The organism is Pseudomonas sp. MWU347 (assembly GCF_017947305.1).
Classification (GTDB): Bacteria; Pseudomonadota; Gammaproteobacteria; order Pseudomonadales; family Pseudomonadaceae; genus Aquipseudomonas; species Aquipseudomonas putida_A.
This window is the reverse complement of sequence record NZ_JAFGZB010000003.1, coordinates 192,591-208,041: the sequence shown is the minus strand read 5'-3', so window position 1 is coordinate 208,041 and position 15,451 is coordinate 192,591. Positions and strand designations below refer to the sequence as shown.

At 59.5% G+C, this 15,451-nt stretch carries 16 protein-coding genes and 4 pseudogenes; 16 read left to right on the top strand and 4 right to left on the bottom strand.

Features of this window, described 5'->3' with window-relative positions; translation table 11 throughout:
- Positions 1 to 57 precede the first annotated feature (57 nt).
- The 14 genes from KCG87_RS07345 to KCG87_RS07280 all read left to right on the top strand — a co-directional run bounded on the left by KCG87_RS07345 (position 58) and on the right by KCG87_RS07280 (position 12,700).
- The gene (locus KCG87_RS07345) at positions 58 to 2,520 is read left to right on the top strand and encodes an autotransporter (protein WP_210557255.1); all 2,463 of its coding nucleotides are present in this window, start codon (positions 58 to 60) and stop codon (positions 2,518 to 2,520) included.
- A gap of 101 nt (positions 2,521 to 2,621) precedes the next feature.
- The gene (locus tag KCG87_RS07340; RefSeq protein WP_210557256.1) at positions 2,622 to 3,686 is read left to right on the top strand and encodes a nitronate monooxygenase; all 1,065 of its coding nucleotides are present in this window, start codon (positions 2,622 to 2,624) and stop codon (positions 3,684 to 3,686) included.
- 168 nt (positions 3,687 to 3,854) lie between these two features.
- Positions 3,855 to 4,622, top strand: coding sequence for a molybdate ABC transporter substrate-binding protein (gene modA, locus KCG87_RS07335; RefSeq protein ID WP_210557258.1), 768 nt, complete (start codon positions 3,855 to 3,857; stop codon positions 4,620 to 4,622).
- A complete protein-coding gene (gene modB / locus KCG87_RS07330; RefSeq protein ID WP_003225407.1) occupies positions 4,623 to 5,303 on the top strand; it encodes a molybdate ABC transporter permease subunit in 681 nt (226 codons plus the stop codon).
- A 3-nt stretch (positions 5,304 to 5,306) separates the two neighbouring features.
- On the top strand, positions 5,307 to 6,386 hold the full coding sequence (gene modC, locus KCG87_RS07325) for a molybdenum ABC transporter ATP-binding protein (RefSeq protein WP_210557259.1): 1,080 nt from the start codon (positions 5,307 to 5,309) through the stop codon (positions 6,384 to 6,386).
- Between the two features lie 69 nt (positions 6,387 to 6,455).
- Positions 6,456 to 7,484 (top strand): DNA topoisomerase IB, encoded by a 1,029-nt coding sequence (locus tag KCG87_RS07320; protein ID WP_096796534.1) that lies wholly within the window; start codon positions 6,456 to 6,458, stop codon positions 7,482 to 7,484.
- A 145-nt stretch (positions 7,485 to 7,629) separates the two neighbouring features.
- Complete coding sequence (locus KCG87_RS07315) at positions 7,630 to 9,255, top strand: ABC-F family ATP-binding cassette domain-containing protein (protein WP_210557262.1); 1,626 nt, start codon at positions 7,630 to 7,632, stop codon at positions 9,253 to 9,255.
- 70 nt (positions 9,256 to 9,325) lie between these two features.
- The gene (locus KCG87_RS07310) at positions 9,326 to 9,556 is read left to right on the top strand and encodes a hypothetical protein (RefSeq protein WP_027612678.1); all 231 of its coding nucleotides are present in this window, start codon (positions 9,326 to 9,328) and stop codon (positions 9,554 to 9,556) included.
- Positions 9,557 to 9,678: 122 nt separating this feature from the next.
- Complete coding sequence (locus tag KCG87_RS07305; RefSeq protein WP_007964939.1) at positions 9,679 to 9,909, top strand: hypothetical protein; 231 nt, start codon at positions 9,679 to 9,681, stop codon at positions 9,907 to 9,909.
- A gap of 107 nt (positions 9,910 to 10,016) precedes the next feature.
- Positions 10,017 to 10,301 (top strand): hypothetical protein, encoded by a 285-nt coding sequence (locus KCG87_RS07300; protein WP_210557264.1) that lies wholly within the window; start codon positions 10,017 to 10,019, stop codon positions 10,299 to 10,301.
- Between the two features lie 207 nt (positions 10,302 to 10,508).
- Positions 10,509 to 11,015, top strand: a complete 507-nt coding sequence (gene msrA / locus KCG87_RS07295; protein WP_139053880.1) for a peptide-methionine (S)-S-oxide reductase MsrA — start codon at positions 10,509 to 10,511, stop codon at positions 11,013 to 11,015.
- Positions 11,016 to 11,216: 201 nt separating this feature from the next.
- A complete protein-coding gene (locus KCG87_RS07290) occupies positions 11,217 to 11,378 on the top strand; it encodes a hypothetical protein (protein WP_166495875.1) in 162 nt (53 codons plus the stop codon).
- Positions 11,379 to 11,664: 286 nt separating this feature from the next.
- Complete coding sequence (locus tag KCG87_RS07285) at positions 11,665 to 12,015, top strand: hypothetical protein (RefSeq protein WP_210557266.1); 351 nt, start codon at positions 11,665 to 11,667, stop codon at positions 12,013 to 12,015.
- Between the two features lie 346 nt (positions 12,016 to 12,361).
- Positions 12,362 to 12,700: a YceK/YidQ family lipoprotein gene (locus tag KCG87_RS07280; protein ID WP_098964164.1), complete on the top strand. Its 339-nt coding sequence runs from the start codon at positions 12,362 to 12,364 to the stop codon at positions 12,698 to 12,700.
- A gap of 38 nt (positions 12,701 to 12,738) precedes the next feature.
- On the opposite strand, the pseudogene KCG87_RS07275 reads toward KCG87_RS07280, so the two are convergent.
- Together KCG87_RS07275 and KCG87_RS07270 are read right to left on the bottom strand one after the other, a co-directional pair.
- Positions 12,739 to 13,086: pseudogene (locus KCG87_RS07275) on the bottom strand (hypothetical protein).
- Positions 13,083 to 13,419, bottom strand: a pseudogene (locus KCG87_RS07270) (MFS transporter). Before KCG87_RS07270 ends, KCG87_RS07275 begins: the two co-directional pseudogenes overlap by 4 nt.
- A gap of 28 nt (positions 13,420 to 13,447) precedes the next feature.
- Here KCG87_RS07270 and KCG87_RS07265 point away from each other — a divergent pair.
- Positions 13,448 to 13,633, top strand: a pseudogene (locus KCG87_RS07265) (IS4 family transposase); the annotation flags it as partial.
- A gap of 43 nt (positions 13,634 to 13,676) precedes the next feature.
- On the opposite strand, the gene KCG87_RS07260 reads toward KCG87_RS07265, so the two are convergent.
- Entirely contained in the window at positions 13,677 to 14,090 is a 414-nt protein-coding gene (locus tag KCG87_RS07260; RefSeq protein WP_210557268.1) for a hypothetical protein, read from the bottom strand.
- Positions 14,091 to 14,335: 245 nt separating this feature from the next.
- Entirely contained in the window at positions 14,336 to 14,683 is a 348-nt protein-coding gene (locus KCG87_RS07255; RefSeq protein ID WP_098964167.1) for a hypothetical protein, read from the bottom strand.
- Positions 14,684 to 14,912: 229 nt separating this feature from the next.
- Here KCG87_RS07255 and KCG87_RS07250 point away from each other — a divergent pair.
- Positions 14,913 to 15,401 (top strand): annotated as a pseudogene (locus KCG87_RS07250) (tyrosine-type recombinase/integrase); the annotation flags it as partial.
- Positions 15,402 to 15,451: the final 50 nt, after the last annotated feature.

Here is a 15,451-nt window from a genome sequence, read left to right as displayed (position 1 = left end):
CGGTCGTGCTTTCGCTGTCATCCCTGCTGAAAGCGGCCCCTGTCGATGGAGCTGACAATGCCTTACCCGCGCTCATTGCTTGCGATACTGATGCTGTGCCTGCTGACGGTTGGCAACACTTGGGCTGCCCCGGCTACCGCCAGCAAACCTGCTGCTGCCGACGCTGCCCCGAGCGCGCCGACGTGGCCGCAAGTGATCACCAGCGGCAAGGCCAAACTGACCGTGTACCAGCCGCAACTCGACAGCTGGGATGGCTACACCCTCAATGCCCGGGCTGCCGTCGAAGCCACCGGCGCCGACGGCAAACCCACCTTCGGCATCGTCCAGTTCAGCGCGCACACGCTGGTCGACAAGGCCACGCGCTGGGTCGCACTGGATCAGTACAAGATCATCAAGGCCGACTTCCCTGCCGACGCCAGTCAGGCCGACGTCTGGCTCGGCGCGCTGCAGAAAGATGCCGAAAGTCGCAAGAAAACCATCTCCCTCGATCAACTTGAAGCCGCCGTCGGCGTGCTGTCAGCCGAGCAGAAAGCCGACAGCGCACCGCTGGAAAACACCCCGCCGACGATCATCAGTTCCGACGTCCCCGCACTGCTCGTCTACATCGATGGCGACGCCGTGTACCGTGCGATCGACGGCACTGCGTTGCAGCGGGTGATCAACACCCGCCCGCTATTGCTCAAGGACGCCGAGGGCAAGCACTACCTGCACGTGTTCGATGGCTGGATGGTCGCTGACAGCCTCAGCGGCGAATACACCCGTCTGACCACACCACCGGCCGATCTGGAGAAGGCCAAACAGGCGGCGATCCAGAGCCGTCAGGTCGATCTGCTGACCGGGCAGAGTGATCCGAAAGACAAGGTGCCAAATCTGGCCAAACCGCCGCAGCCGAAAATTTTCATCGCTACCACGCCCACCGAGCTGATCGTCACCGACGGCGCAGCGCAGTGGCTGCCAATTCAGGGCACCAGCCTGCTTTACGTGAGCAACACCACCGGGCACATCTTCAAGGAAATCGGTGACCAGAACAGTTACGTGCTGATCTCCGGGCGCTGGTTTCGCGCTGCCGACATGCGCGGCCCATGGACGTTTACCCCGGCGGACAAACTGCCGGCAGATTTCGCCAACATCCCGGATGACAGCCCGAAAGAGAACGTCAAGGCTTCGGTCGCCGGCACACCGCAGGCCAAGGAAGCCGCGATCGCGGCGACCATCCCGCAAACCTCGGCGATCAAGAAAAGCGCAGTGAAAATGACCGCACCGCAGTTCGATGGCGAGCCACAGTTGAAGGCAATCAACAGCACATCCCTGCAGTACGTGGTCAACAGCGCGACGCCGATTATTCGTGTCGACAACGACAACTGGTATGCGGTGGAAAACGGTATCTGGTTCAGCGCCACCTCGGTGAACGGGCCATGGAGCGTCGCCAGTTCGGTGCCGGCGGTGATCTATTCGATCCCGCCGAGTTCGCCGATGCATTACCTCACCTACGTCAAAGTCTATGAGTCCAGCGGCGACACTGTGGTGGTCGGCTATACCCCGGGTTATCAAGGGTCGAATCTGGATCCGGCCACCGGCGTGGTGGTCTACGGCACCGGTTATCCTTACACGCCGTGGGTCGGCAGCGTCTGGTACGGGCCACCGGTGACCTACGGTTTCGGCGTCTCCATGCGCTATACGCCGTGGACAGGCTGGACCTTCGGTTTCGGCTTCGGCTGGAGCTGGGGCGGCAACACCGTGGCGATGGGTTGGGGCTGGGGCGCTTATCCATGGTGGGGCAATTATGGCTGGGGTTACGCCTGGGGCCCGCGCCTGTACCCCGCGCCACTGGCCTGGGGCGGCGCCGCTTATGGCTATCGTGGCGGTGCTGTGGCCTGGGGGCCCGGTGGCTGGGCAGGCACCACCGGCAACATTTATCGTCAGTGGGGGGATCGCGCGACGGTGAGTCGCTATGGCGCCGGATACAACGCCTGGACCGGCAATCGCTGGGCCGGTCAGGTTGGCTCGTCCTATAACTCGCGCACCGGCATTGCGGCGGCAGGCCAACGCGGCGCGGTGCACAACGCCTACACCGGCAACTACGCGGCTGGACGCAGCGGTGAAGTGGTCGGGCCGAATGGTGGCGCCATCGCCGGTGGCCGGGTCACCGCAGGTAATGCTCGCACCGGCACCCAGGTCACCGCCAATCGTGGCGCGGTGTACAACCCCAACACCGACAAGACCACGCAGTATGCCGGCGTGAAAGGCCGCAACGGCGGCGCCGCACGGGTTGGCGACAACGTCTATGCCGGGCGCGACGGCAACGTCTACAAGAAAACCGACAACGGCTGGCAATCGATGGTCAAGGGCAGCCCGGCCCGCACGGCGCCGGTCAACAACAATGCGCAACTGCAGAACCTCAATCGCGAGTCTGCTGCGCGCAACTTCGGCAACCAGCGCACCAACAACTTTCACAACTCCTCGCAAGTCATGAACCGCTCATTTGGGGGCGGCGGGGGCGGCGGTTTTCATCGCCGCTGATGGCTGCATTGAAAATTCAGACTGGCCCCGAGCCCGGTTTTGCTGTTAAAAAACCGGCTCTGCCGTCCCTGCCCCGTTTCATCGTTCGGAGAACCGCTTTCATGAGCCAATGGCCTGACACTCGCATTCTTGACCTGCTCGGCATCGAGCTGCCGATCATTCAGGCCCCGATGGCCGGCGCCACGACTTCGGCAATGGTGATCGCCGTGTGCAACGCCGGCGGCTTGGGTTCGATGCCTGCCGCAATGCTGAGCATCGAGCAGTTGCGCGAAGAGCTGAAGACCATTCGCGAGCACACCCGCAAACCGTTCAACGTCAATTTCTTCTGCCACCAGCCACCGGCCGCCGATGAGCAGCGCGCGCAAGACTGGAAAAACCTGCTGGAGCCTTACTACCGCGAATTGGGCGTGGATTTCGACGCACCGACACCGGTTTCCAACCGCGCGCCATTCGATGCGGCAGCGTGCGCCGTGCTCGAAGAGTTTCGTCCTGAGGTGGTGAGCTTTCACTTTGGTCTGCCCGAAAAATCCCTGCTGGATCGGGTCAAGGCCACTGGCGCGAAAATCCTCTCGTCCGCCACCACTGTCGATGAAGCGATGTGGCTTGAGCAAAACGGTTGCGACGCGATCATCGCCATGGGTTACGAGGCTGGCGGGCATCGCGGGATGTTTCTCAGCGATGATTTGAGCAGTCAGGTCGGCACCTTTGCGCTGGTGCCGCAGATCGTCGATGCGGTCAAGGTGCCGGTGATCGCTGCCGGCGCCATTGCCGATGCACGCGGTGTCGCCGCAGCATTGGTACTCGGTGCGTCAGCGGTGCAGGTCGGCACCGCGTATCTGTTCACCCCGGAAGCGAAAGTCAGCGCCTCGCATCACCAGGCGCTGCGCAGCGCCAAGGAATGTGAAACTGCGATTACCAACCTGTTCACCGGCCGCCCGGCTCGCGGCATTCTCAATCGGGTGATGCGCGAAATCGGCCCGATGTCACCGAAAGCCCCGGCCTTCCCGCTGGCCGGCGGGGCGCTGATGCCGTTGCGTGCCAAAAGTGAAGCGCAGTTCAGCAACCTCTGGGCCGGTCAGGCGTTCCCATTGGGCGAAGAGCTGAACAGCGCTGATCTGACCCGGCAACTGGCGGATGGCGCTCTGGCAAAACTGCTCCGCCGCTGATCCGGCGCAGGGTGAGACATGGCACCACCTCACCCTGTGTTCACCAGCACTTCCTGTTTAGCGGCATTTCGCTATATATTTCGCTATATAGCGTTCCACCCTTCGCATCGGTGCAGTCCACCTCCAACAATAACTGCCCTCTGCACTCGCCCATAACGGAGCTGTTACATGACCATTCGTGCCCCACGTTTTGCCCCAACCTGCCTGGCCACCCTGCTTTCGGTATTCGCCTTCGGTACCGCTCAGGCTGATGAAGTGCAGGTGGCCGTTGCCGCCAACTTCACCGCGCCGATCCAGGCAATTGCTGCCGATTTCGAAAAAGACACCGGGCACAAACTGGTCGCCGCCTACGGTGCCACCGGTCAGTTCTATACCCAGATCAAAAACGGCGCGCCGTTCGAAGTGTTCCTCTCGGCGGACGACACCACGCCGGAAAAACTGGAAAAAGAAGGCGACACCGTCAAGGGTTCGCGCTTCACCTACGCCATCGGCACCCTGGCCCTGTGGTCGGCGAAAGATGGTTATGTCGACGCCAAAGGTGAAGTCCTGAAGAAGAATGAATACCAGCACCTGTCCATCGCCAATCCGAAAGCCGCGCCATACGGTCTGGCCGCTACTCAAGTGCTGGAAAAACTCAATCTGACTGAGGCGACCAAGGCGAAGATCGTCGAAGGCCAGAACATCACCCAGGCCTACCAGTTCGTGTCCACCGGCAACGCCGAACTGGGTTTTGTCGCACTGTCGCAGATCTACAAGGACGGCAAGGTCACCAGCGGTTCGGCGTGGATCGTTCCAGCGAGCATGCACGACCCGATCAAACAGGACGCGGTGATTCTCAACAAAGGCAAGGACAGCGCCGCCGCCAAAGCGCTGGTTGAATACCTCAAGGGTTCGAAAGCCGCTGCGGTGATCAAGTCCTACGGTTACCAGCTCTAAATGTCGCTGACGAGTGCCGACTTCGCGGCGATCTGGCTGACCCTGAAACTGGCGTCCCTGACCACCGCTATCCTGCTGGTCGTCGGCACGCCGATTGCCCTGTGGTTGTCGCGCAGCCGTTCCTGGCTGCGCGGCCCCATCGGCGCAATCGTCGCCCTGCCCCTCGTACTGCCGCCGACCGTGATCGGCTTTTATCTGCTGCTGGCGATGGGGCCCAATGGCTTTCTCGGCCACTTCACGCAATGGCTGGGTCTGGGCACTCTGACCTTCAGTTTTACCGGGCTGGTGATCGGTTCGGTGATCTATTCCATGCCGTTTGTGGTGCAACCGTTGCAGAACGCGTTCTCCGCCATCGGCACCCGCCCACTGGAAGTGGCCGCGACCCTGCGCGCCAATCCCTGGGACACTTTTTTCAGCGTGATCCTGCCGTTGGCCCGCCCCGGTTTCGTGACGGCGGCGATCCTCGGTTTCGCGCATACCGTTGGTGAATTCGGCGTGGTCCTGATGATCGGCGGCAACATTCCCGACAAGACCCGCGTGGTCTCGGTGCAGATCTACGACCATGTCGAGGCGATGGAATATGCCCAGGCCCATTGGCTGGCCGGGGCGATGCTGGTGTTTTCGTTTCTGGTGTTGCTGGCGCTCTACTCCAGCCGCAAGACCCGCGCGGGCTGGAGCTGATCGATGATTGATGCACGTCTGAAAATCACTTATCCGGGTTTCAGCCTGGATGTCGATCTGCACTTGCCGGGGCGTGGCGTGACTGCGCTGTATGGCCATTCCGGGTCGGGCAAAACCACTTGCCTGCGCTGTATCGCCGGGCTTGAGCGAGCCGAGCAGGGTTTCATTCAGATCAACGACGAAGTCTGGCAGGACAGCGAACGGCGGATTTTTGTCCCGCCGCACAAACGTGCAATCGGTTACGTGTTCCAGGAAGCCAGTTTGTTTCCGCACCTGTCAGTGCTGGCCAACCTGCAATTTGGCCTTAAACGCATTGCCAAGGGTCAGCGCCGGGTCGACATGGCGCAAGCCACCGAACTGCTGGGCATCGGTCATTTGCTGGAGCGTCATCCGCAGCATCTGTCCGGGGGTGAACGTCAGCGTGTCGGCATCGCCCGCGCGCTGTTGACCAGCCCGAAACTGTTGCTGATGGATGAGCCATTGGCCGCTCTCGACAGCCAGCGCAAAAACGAAATCCTGCCGTACCTGCAACGTCTGCACGACGAGCTGGACATCCCGGTGCTTTACGTCAGCCATGCGCAGGATGAGGTGGCCCGCCTGGCCGATCATCTGGTGCTGCTCAGCGACGGCAAGGCCCTGGCCAGCGGCCCGATTGGCGAGACCCTTGCCCGGCTGGACCTGCCAATGGCGTTGGGCGATGACGCCGGAGTGATCATCGAAGGCCAGGTCAGCGCCTATGATGCCGAGTACCAGTTGCTGAGTCTGCAATTGCCGGCGACTGCCATGAACATCCGGGTGACTCACGCGCCGATGGCGGTCGGTCAGGCCCTGCGCTGCAAGGTGCACGCCCGCGATATCAGTCTGGCCCTGCACAACAGCGAGGCCAGCAGCATCCTCAATCGCTTGCCGGTGATCGTGGTCAGCGAGCTGGCGGCGGACAATGCCGCGCATGTGCTGATTCGGCTCGATGCCGGCGGCACACCGTTGCTGGCGCGGATCACGCGGTTTTCCCGGGATCAGCTCGGCATCCACCCGGGCCAGCATTTATGGGCGCAGATCAAGGCCGTCGCCGTGCTGGCCTGAATTGGTTGGCACGACGGCCACGGCGCGCGGTCAATCGCTGTAACAGAGCGATTCGCCAAGGACACCGCCATGCCCGACACCGCACTAGCCGACGTCTTACCGCCCGACCTGCATTACGTCGACGATACCCAACCCGGCCTCACCCGTAAAAAGCTGCGCGGCAAGTTCGCCTATTTCGATCCGGCCGGGCAGCGCATCACCGACCCTGATGAGATCAAACGGATCAATTCGCTGGCAGTGCCGCCGGCCTACACCGACGTGTGGATCTGCGCCGATCCGCGTGGCCATTTGCAGGCCACCGGACGCGATGCCCGGGGCCGCAAGCAGTATCGCTATCACCCGCGCTGGCGCGAGGTGCGTGATGCCGACAAGTACTCGCGCTTGCGTGAGTTCGGCATGGCATTGCCGAAGTTGCGCAAACAGCTTGAAACCCTGCTGGACGCCCCCGGCTTCAGCCGCGACAAAGTCATGGCCACGGTCATCACGCTGCTCGACGCCACATTGATTCGTGTCGGCAATACCCAATACGCGCGGGACAACCGCTCCTATGGCCTGACCACCCTGCGCAGCCGGCATGTCGAGGTCAACGGCAGCGCGATCCTGTTCCAGTTTCGCGGCAAAAGCGGCATCGAACACCAGATCACCGTCAAGGATCGTCGCCTGGCGCGCATCATCAAGCGCTGCCTGGAAATCCCCGGACAGAATCTGTTTCAGTATCTGGACGAAAACGGCGAGCGGCACACCGTCAGTTCCCATGACGTCAACAGCTACCTGCAAACCCTCACCGGTGCCGACTTCACCGCCAAGGATTACCGCACCTGGGCCGGCAGCGCACTGGCTTTGGCGGTATTACGCGAACTGCAATGGGAGTCGGAAGCCGAGGCGAAACGGCATGTGGTGGAGATGGTCAAGAGCGTGTCCAAACAGCTGGGCAACACCCCGGCGGTGTGCCGCAAGTGCTACATCCATCCAGCCGTGGTCGAGCGCTTCCTGCTCGGCGCGCTGGCCGAACTGCCACGCCCTAGGGTGCGCAAGGGCTTGCGCTCCGAGGAAGTGGCGCTGGCGATGTTTCTCGAGCAAATGATGGACGCGTCTTGATCGCGGCGGATGGGTGATCTAGGCTAGCCACCTTTCCCCCGTCCGGACGACCGCAGACAGTGAACAATCAAGCCTTCTGAAAATGTAATCGCGATAAGCGCTGAATAGCGCCTGTCAGTCTTCACGACATTTTTCGGAGGTGCCGATGACTCACGTCTCGCGTACGCCTGCCCTCGTCTCCCTGAATCAAACCAGTTTTCAGTTCGCTAATGGCGAGACGATTTTCAACGACCTGAATCTGCAATTCGATCACACCCACACCGCCATCGTCGGGCGCAACGGCGTCGGTAAAAGCGTGCTGGCCAAGCTGATCGCCGGGCACTTGCAACCGACTGCCGGCAGCCTGACGTGCTCGGTTCCATTGGCCTATGTAGCGCAAACATTCACCACCGAAGCGGGACAGACCGTGGCCGACGCCACCGGCACCACCGCCGCCCTTCGCGCATTGCAACGGCTGCAGTCTGGCGAGGCGGCAGCAGAAGATTTCGAGATCCTCGGCGAGCGCTGGGATCTGCCCGAACGCCTGCGCCAATCGCTGGATAACGCCGGTCTGCCGGACATTGCTCCCACGGATCTGACCCAACCGCTGAGCGGTGGCCAGCAGGCACGGCTGGCCTTGATCGGGGCGTTTCTGAGTCCGGCGCGCCTGTTGGTGCTGGATGAGCCGACCAATCATCTCGACGGCCCCGGCCGCGACTGGTTGATGAGCGAACTGGAACGCTGGCGCGGCGGATTGATCGTCATCAGCCACGATCGGCAATTGCTTGAACGCATGCAGCGTATCGTCGAGCTGACGCCGCTGGGTGTCACGGTGTACGGCGGCAATTTTTCCGCTTACCAGCAGCAACGACAGATCCATCAGGCGGCGGCGCAAGCGACGCTGGATCAAAGCCGAACCGAGCGCCGGCGCGAGCAGCAGCGCTTGCAAAACGAGCACGACACCATCCAGCGGCATGCCGCCCGCTCACTGCGCAATGCCAAAACCGCCAACGTCTCGGGTTTCGAACGCGCCGGCCTCAAAGGCGCCGCGAGGCAGATCATGGGCCAGGTGCGTCATGGTCATCAGCAGCGCAAATCGGAGCTTGATGCACGGGTGCGCGATGCCTATGCCAAAGTGCTCGCGGATGATGCGGTGCTGATGAACCTGCCCGGCAGCGCAGTGCCTGCTGCGCGCAAAGTCTGTACGCTGATTGATGCCTGCGTGCCATGGTTGCCGGCGCAACCGTTCAATCTCACGCTGAGCGGTCCTGTGCGCGTCGCCGTCAATGGTCCGAATGGCTGCGGCAAATCGACGTTGCTCAGGATGCTCGCGGGTCAACTGCATCCCGCCAGCGGCGAATGCATCACCCATGTTCCTGCGGCTTATCTGGACCAGCATCTGAAGCTGCTGGATGACCGTCTCAGCGTCATCGAGCAACTGCTCGCGCTGCAGAGTCCGTTGAGTGAGAGCGAATTGCGCAGCCATCTGGCGCATCTACAACTGGACGCGCAGCGGGTGACCCGACCGAGCATTTCACTGAGCGGTGGCGAACGCTTGAAAGCCGCGCTGGCGGTGGCCTTGTGGGGCAAGACACCTGCGCAATTGTTGCTGCTCGATGAGCCGAGCAATCATCTGGATCTGGCATCGGTTCAGGCTTTCGAGCAGGCATTGCAGACGTTTCCCGGCGCAATTGTTGCGGTTTCCCACGACACTGAGTTTCTACAGGCGTTGAAACCGACGCACCGCCTGGATTGGCATGCCACGGAGTGGCGGCTGCAACCGACGAACTGACTGGCTATTTTTTGCACGATTGGCCAAGGCTTCTATAGTTGATCTGACACCTATTTGCTGTGGTGACGCCATGGAAGACATCTTTGTCGTAAAACGCTGCAACAAGATCATCATTCACGGCCGCCGCGCCGGGGAAAGTAAGCATGAACCCGCTGAGGCCAGCAGTTGGTTTCGGATCAACGACACCCGCACCGGCGGCTTCATCGGCGACGGCTACGATCTTGAGGAAGATGCCCGACGCGAATGCCGACGGCTCAATGCGGCCAGCTCGCCGCTGCCGGCGCGACAATCGGCCGGCTGATGCAATTGACAGGCGGGGTCTATACTCAAAGCAGCTGACGGACCAGCGCCCCAACGGCAGAGAGCTCGCAGCCCGCGGGCTTTTTGCTGCCTCTCAACGGTTTGTCTGAACGGAGGTGTTCCATGTCCGAAAAAGAGTCCATCACCACCCTCCTCACCTTGCTCGACTCTCGTCAGGCGCGACTTGCCGCGGCCTGCAAGGAAATCGCCGACTGGGTCGATCATCAAGGCGGCCATCCGACTGCCCTGCGCATCCGCGATCGACTGAACGACATCGAAAAAGACACACCGCTGATCCGCAGCACCCTGTCGTCGCTACAACCGGTCGAACGGCCACTGCCACGTTTCAGATGACTGCACCGCGATAAACGACAGCTAACCGGCGTACCGTCTGGCCGATGTACCGAACGCCCCGAGGTGTGGGCGGTCAAAACCTGTACACGTCACCCAGGAGACGGTTCATGGTTATCCATTTCAAAACAGACGGACATCTGGCTTGTGGTCACAAGGGCGACAACCTTGCCTCAAGCCTGGAACTCAATCGCGTCAAATGCCGCAGCTGCCGCAACACAGACGCCTACAAAGAAGCACGCAAGATCCAGCGCAATGCCGCACGCCGCGCAGCGCGCCACACCAAAACTGATCATGGTGCGTCGAACTGGCGTTCGGAGTGGATCGAACGCCTGACCGCGCTGGCCGGGCCGCAGCGCCTGCCAAGGGGCTTTTTCGGGCAAGCGTTCGTATAACCGATTGATGTCGTGTTTTTAGTCCATCACTCGACGTGAATTGTCCCGAATTCACCGCTCGAACCCATCAATGCCCTGGCCTTATCGTCAGGGCTTTTTGTTGAAAACACCGGTTCGAGCAGCCCGTAGCCCTGAGGCAAGCTTGCAAATAGCCAACGCGCCCTCATAACCAGAACCGTATCCACAGTCAGCGAGAGGCAAAAAATCATGACCGGACAAACCGAAACCGCGATTCTCGCCGGGGGCTGCTTCTGGGGCATGCAGGACCTGCTGCGGCGTTATCCCGGCGTATTGCAGACGCGAGTCGGCTACAGCGGCGGCGATGTACCGAACGCCACCTACCGCAACCACGGCAATCACGCTGAAGCCATCGAAATCATCTTCGACCCGGCGGTGATCAGCTACCGGCAGATCCTCGAGTTCTTCTTCCAGATCCACGATCCGAGTACGCCCAACCGTCAAGGCAACGATCTCGGCCCCAGCTATCGTTCGGCGATTTATTATCTCAGCGAAGAGCAACGCGACATCGCCGAGGATACCGCCGCCGACGTTGACGCTTCCGGTCTCTGGCCGGGCCGAGTAGTCACCGAAATCGAACCGGCGGGGCCGTTCTGGGAAGCGGAACCTGAGCACCAGGACTACCTGGAGCGGATACCGAACGGTTACACCTGCCATTTCATCCGCCCAAACTGGAAGCTGCCGAAACGCAGCTGAAAACACACCTGCGTAATCACTCAACGCACGGCGCTGGCCTCAACTGAAGGCCGGCACTTGCGCACCTCTGGAATCGATCATTTTGGTGAGCCTTCCGTAGCACAGTTCAAGCGCCCGAGGATGAACATACGTTCATCGCAAGCATGGCTCAAAGCGTCTAGCCTGCGGGTTCCAACATAGTGCCTACAGGAGTACCCCACCATGTTCTCGCACGAAAGCCTCCCGCTGATTGCCATTTTCACCATCATGCTACTGTGCGTACTGGCTGCGTTTTTGCACCCGGTACATGCATTCTTCAGCTGGCTGCGCAGGCGCAAGGAACGATCAAACGCCCAGGCTGCAAAAGAGGTTGATTCGCGCTGAATGTATTCCCTGAACCGGCCCGGGTATGCCTGAGCTTTTTGTTTTCTGGCCGAACAGCAGATACAAAAAAGCCCAGCGCGGGGCTGGGCCTGATTTCTCGTCAACGTTAAAAACATCGCCGCCATCTTGCCGACGTTGAAGTCCATGCCGATAAACAGCGGCTCACCGGGCAGCACAGAGTCGAAGCACTGGTTCAGCTTGCGGTCGTAAGCGTGGTAGATCGATCCGGACTGCTGCCGCAACTCTCTTCGGATGCGTCGCGATTCCAGAAGAGACCTGGACCAACTTGGGTCCGTCTAATCTCGTCACCGAGGCTGGAAAAATTGTTTGCTACACAGATGCCAACATTATTGATGGCAAGCGGATTGTAGGTACTCTGTGCGCCACTCCGCGCTCGGGCTTTATGAGCGATGGCGAGCCACAAGTTCTCGCAGGCGTGAACTACCGTCAACCGTTCCGAATAGACCTCAGTAAAGCCACAAAGGGCGAACAACTGCCATTCGGTGACAAGACGGGCCTTCTTGAATGCGAGCCAGATGAGGCCGACGGGGCAAAATCCACCCCCGTGAAATTCTGCAAGGTAACAATCAACGGACAAGCTCTAGTCAGCGCTAAGATTACCTTCGCATTCAAGTAACCAAGTCAAAGCCGCAGTATCCCTGCGGCACGCCTACCGCACCATCACCATTCCGAACCACTCTTCAATGATCCGGCGCATGACTGGCTCTGTCAGGATTGCGGATGTTTTTTCGCCGGCGATCACTGAACGCACAAGGTCACAGGGCAGCACGTGGACAACGTCTTCAGCCGTTACCGTCAGGTGTGATCGCTGATCCGCAATGTCATGAATTTATGCGGTCATGCGCTGCTCCCGTGTCGCGACACAATTTGCTGATTAGCGAAACGTGTCGCGACCTGGAAAATTGGAATTCTTCACTCCAGATAAACAGCTACCATTCATTTCTTTCGAACGGAATCGACCAATGACCTTCAGATACATTGTTTTGATGCTCGCGGCCGCTTCAGTGACCGGGTGCGGAACGATAAACACGACCTTCAGGGACGATGCCGTGGCTAGCAATAAACTGGCTCGTTGGCATTCCCATTGTGACTCGGTTCCGCGAATCTACAGCGGTACAGTCTTTAATTACTGCACGCTAGACGCGGAACCACGGCGAAGCACTGGTTTCGATGGATATCCTGCGCCCGCACTTATTGTTCTCGACATGGGGCTCTCAGCGGTTACAGACACTGTCGTGCTGCCCTATTCCATCTACCTGCAGAACAAGCACGGCGATATCAAGAAGGCTCGTTTCGAGTAGCAACTGTACTGACCACTTCGATGAGATGGTGGCGCGACCTACTTGCCGCGCCGCTCGATCCCGCCCGGCGTCTTTTCACAACGCATGCAGTGCTCACAGTTCAGCGTTCGGCACAGGCAGGCCTTCACCCGCCGCCACCAGATGACCATGAAGATGTGACGCATACCGGCAAGGGCCAGCGAGACGTGAAGCGTGATCCCGGCGGTGGTCGGGCCGATGATGAAGATGTTCTGGTTGCGGCTCATCACCACAAACCCGCTGATGGCGATCGCTGACTAGATCAGCTTGCCGAGGATTCCGTCCCGCACTCGACCGCTCAGAACACACCAAGTCGCCCACAAGGCAATAAAGCCGCAGGCGATAGAGTTGATCAGTTCAAAACTCATGGTGGATTGCCTCCCCCGAACCGCTGGCGAATGAGCACCCGGAGGTCAGCGGCTCTGATGGCTCGGTTGATGGCCGCAAGAGCGATCCGCCGAAGGTGCCCAGCAGGAAGCCAATGCCGCGACAATCTTCGGCTCAGTCACACCCAGATAGGTGCTGACCTTGCTCGTCAGGTACAGCGAGCAAGCGATGCCGGTGATCAGGAAGATCAGCCAGGCGTGCCAGTCGGCCAGATCGTCTTTGTGCCACCAGCTTGCGACGACAGCGCCGACCAGTCCTGCGATCAGCAATTCAAACCTGTCGATCTTGTCGAGCAGGCGCTGCAATAACTCCATGCACTCGACTCCTTAAATGCGAATGGCTATCCCTGCGGAAAAACTGGTTCAGCGCTTGTTGGAACTAGCCAGAAACATCCAGCCAAAACAAGTTGTGAAAAGCCCCCGAGGCTCCAAGGTGCCAAAGCCTAAGACGTGGGTCCAAAGCACAGCGGTGCATGCTCATGTTTCAACGGGCAGGGTAATCAAGGCCGCCAAAACGAGAAGACCTTGAAAGGGATGGTTCTAAGAGCGGGCTTTGGGATGTAGACCAGGTGCTACCAACTTTTCCGAGAGCTGATTATCTGCTGGCATCTATCAGCCATCTCCGGGAGTGATACAGCCACATCAGACAGCACTCGATCCATCTCGCGCTCGTCCAGAAACGGATAGACGTCGAGATTGAGAGCGATCTGAACCTTGCGCAAATTGGTGCCTTCTACCAGCCAACGCTCAATAGCGCGAGTCATCGCTGACCCGTTGTCCTCCGTCTGCCAGGCAAGAAAGTCGAAGAGCCGGGCCACCTGCATGAAAGAGATTGAATCGGGAATATCGGCAAAAAGCCGGTCAGCCAGATTTTCCTCCCCAAACTCAAGGACGACTGCCCGCGCAGCGCTGAACGCTTCAGTGAATTCGGGCTCGCTGCTCTCTGCTGCGATCACGTTCAACGCCCTTTCAACAACCTGATGCATAGCAATTGCGCGCTCCGAAAAGGAGTTCGATGCTACCAGCCTTCAGCGCTACGGGCTAAACAACCAGCGCCACGCAGCCTGTCGTTAACTACCCGATCCTCTCTATGAGAGCGCATCGGGGTGTGATCTGAGGCCAAGCCTCAGGCGGCGGATGTGCCAACAGGAAGTCTTCAGGACTGCCCCATCCGCTTAATGCCGGTTGAGCCCCGGTCAGATCACACCCCGATGCGAAAGAAAACTGTGGCCTACTCCCGCCCCTTTGCATCTCGGTAATAGCTATCACATATCACTTCAAGTAATTCTTGGGTGGCCTCGGTCCGCATGCGTACAACCATTTGCTCAAGCTCCGCTTTGTGTTTTGGCTGCGAGGAGAATTCCCGAATGTCGTTTGCTAATTGAGTCGACATGTGTGGATGTAGCGATATGAATTGCTCTAAAGAAAGCTCCTTTTCTGGATGCTTCTCTCCGCAGACTTGGTAGAGAGCTGCACCACCGACGGCCATCTCATGTTCGCTGGCAGCATGTGCGGTCGATGCAAGAGTGCAGCCAATAAGTGCGGCGAACACGCCAATTCGCGATCTTTCCAACGGCATTTCATACTCCAGCGTTCATGTTTGGCATCAATACAGACGCAAGCCTATCGGCTTAGCCCCTTCATTTCTTTAACCCCTCCCCGCTGCCGACACCACTCGAATGCACTCCCTCTCGCCTGCACTATGTATGTACCGGAGACATGGTGGACAGGTGTTCGGAGACATGGTGGACACTTTTTAATAGACACATTGCTCATCGCCAAGGAGATGACCTGTGTCTTGGGAAGAGGTGCACGACAAGGCTGACGCCGGACTGCGCGATGCCATGGACTTGGCCTATTTGACTGGCCAGCGAGTAACAGACACGCGGCTTATGGATGAACGAAACGTGCGCGACGGCCAAATCTGGGTGCTCCAGGGGAAAACGAAGGCCAAACGACGGATTGAGGTAACCGGTGAGCTGAAAGTTTTGATTGATCGAATCATAGCCAGGAAGTCCGGACACAAAGTCCGCTCGACGCGGCTGATCGTGGCAGAAAACGGCACTCCGATGACGGAGGCAATGTTGCGCAGGAGATTTGATGTGGCCAGGGAGGCAGTTGGTGTTGAAAAGGCCGAGTTTCAAATGCGTGATTTACGCGCCAAGGCTAGTACTGATAAGGCTGAATCGAGCGGCGACATCATGCGGGCCAAGGATCAACTTGGGCATACCACCGTAGGGATGACAGAGCAGTACATTCGCAATCGAAAGGGTAAAAAGGTCATGCCCACAAAGTGAATTGCGAACCGATGTCAGAATTGCGACCCGGAAACAAACAAGGGTTTGCC

Bases quoted from the DNA above. Each gene is read 5' to 3' on its own strand.
- KCG87_RS07345 (WP_210557255.1), top strand. From the start codon at position 58: ATGCCTTACCCGCGCTCATTGCTTGCGATACTGATGCTGTGCCTGCTG.
- KCG87_RS07340 (WP_210557256.1), top strand. From the start codon at position 2,622: ATGAGCCAATGGCCTGACACTCGCATTCTTGACCTGCTCGGCATCGAG.
- modA (WP_210557258.1), top strand. From the start codon at position 3,855: ATGACCATTCGTGCCCCACGTTTTGCCCCAACCTGCCTGGCCACCCTG.
- modB (WP_003225407.1), top strand. From the start codon at position 4,623: ATGTCGCTGACGAGTGCCGACTTCGCGGCGATCTGGCTGACCCTGAAA.
- modC (WP_210557259.1), top strand. From the start codon at position 5,307: ATGATTGATGCACGTCTGAAAATCACTTATCCGGGTTTCAGCCTGGAT.
- KCG87_RS07320 (WP_096796534.1), top strand. From the start codon at position 6,456: ATGCCCGACACCGCACTAGCCGACGTCTTACCGCCCGACCTGCATTAC.
- KCG87_RS07315 (WP_210557262.1), top strand. From the start codon at position 7,630: ATGACTCACGTCTCGCGTACGCCTGCCCTCGTCTCCCTGAATCAAACC.
- KCG87_RS07310 (WP_027612678.1), top strand. From the start codon at position 9,326: ATGGAAGACATCTTTGTCGTAAAACGCTGCAACAAGATCATCATTCAC.
- KCG87_RS07305 (WP_007964939.1), top strand. From the start codon at position 9,679: ATGTCCGAAAAAGAGTCCATCACCACCCTCCTCACCTTGCTCGACTCT.
- KCG87_RS07300 (WP_210557264.1), top strand. From the start codon at position 10,017: ATGGTTATCCATTTCAAAACAGACGGACATCTGGCTTGTGGTCACAAG.
- msrA (WP_139053880.1), top strand. From the start codon at position 10,509: ATGACCGGACAAACCGAAACCGCGATTCTCGCCGGGGGCTGCTTCTGG.
- KCG87_RS07290 (WP_166495875.1), top strand. From the start codon at position 11,217: ATGTTCTCGCACGAAAGCCTCCCGCTGATTGCCATTTTCACCATCATG.
- KCG87_RS07280 (WP_098964164.1), top strand. From the start codon at position 12,362: ATGACCTTCAGATACATTGTTTTGATGCTCGCGGCCGCTTCAGTGACC.
- KCG87_RS07260 (WP_210557268.1), bottom strand. From the start codon at position 14,090: ATGCATCAGGTTGTTGAAAGGGCGTTGAACGTGATCGCAGCAGAGAGC.
- KCG87_RS07255 (WP_098964167.1), bottom strand. From the start codon at position 14,683: ATGCCGTTGGAAAGATCGCGAATTGGCGTGTTCGCCGCACTTATTGGC.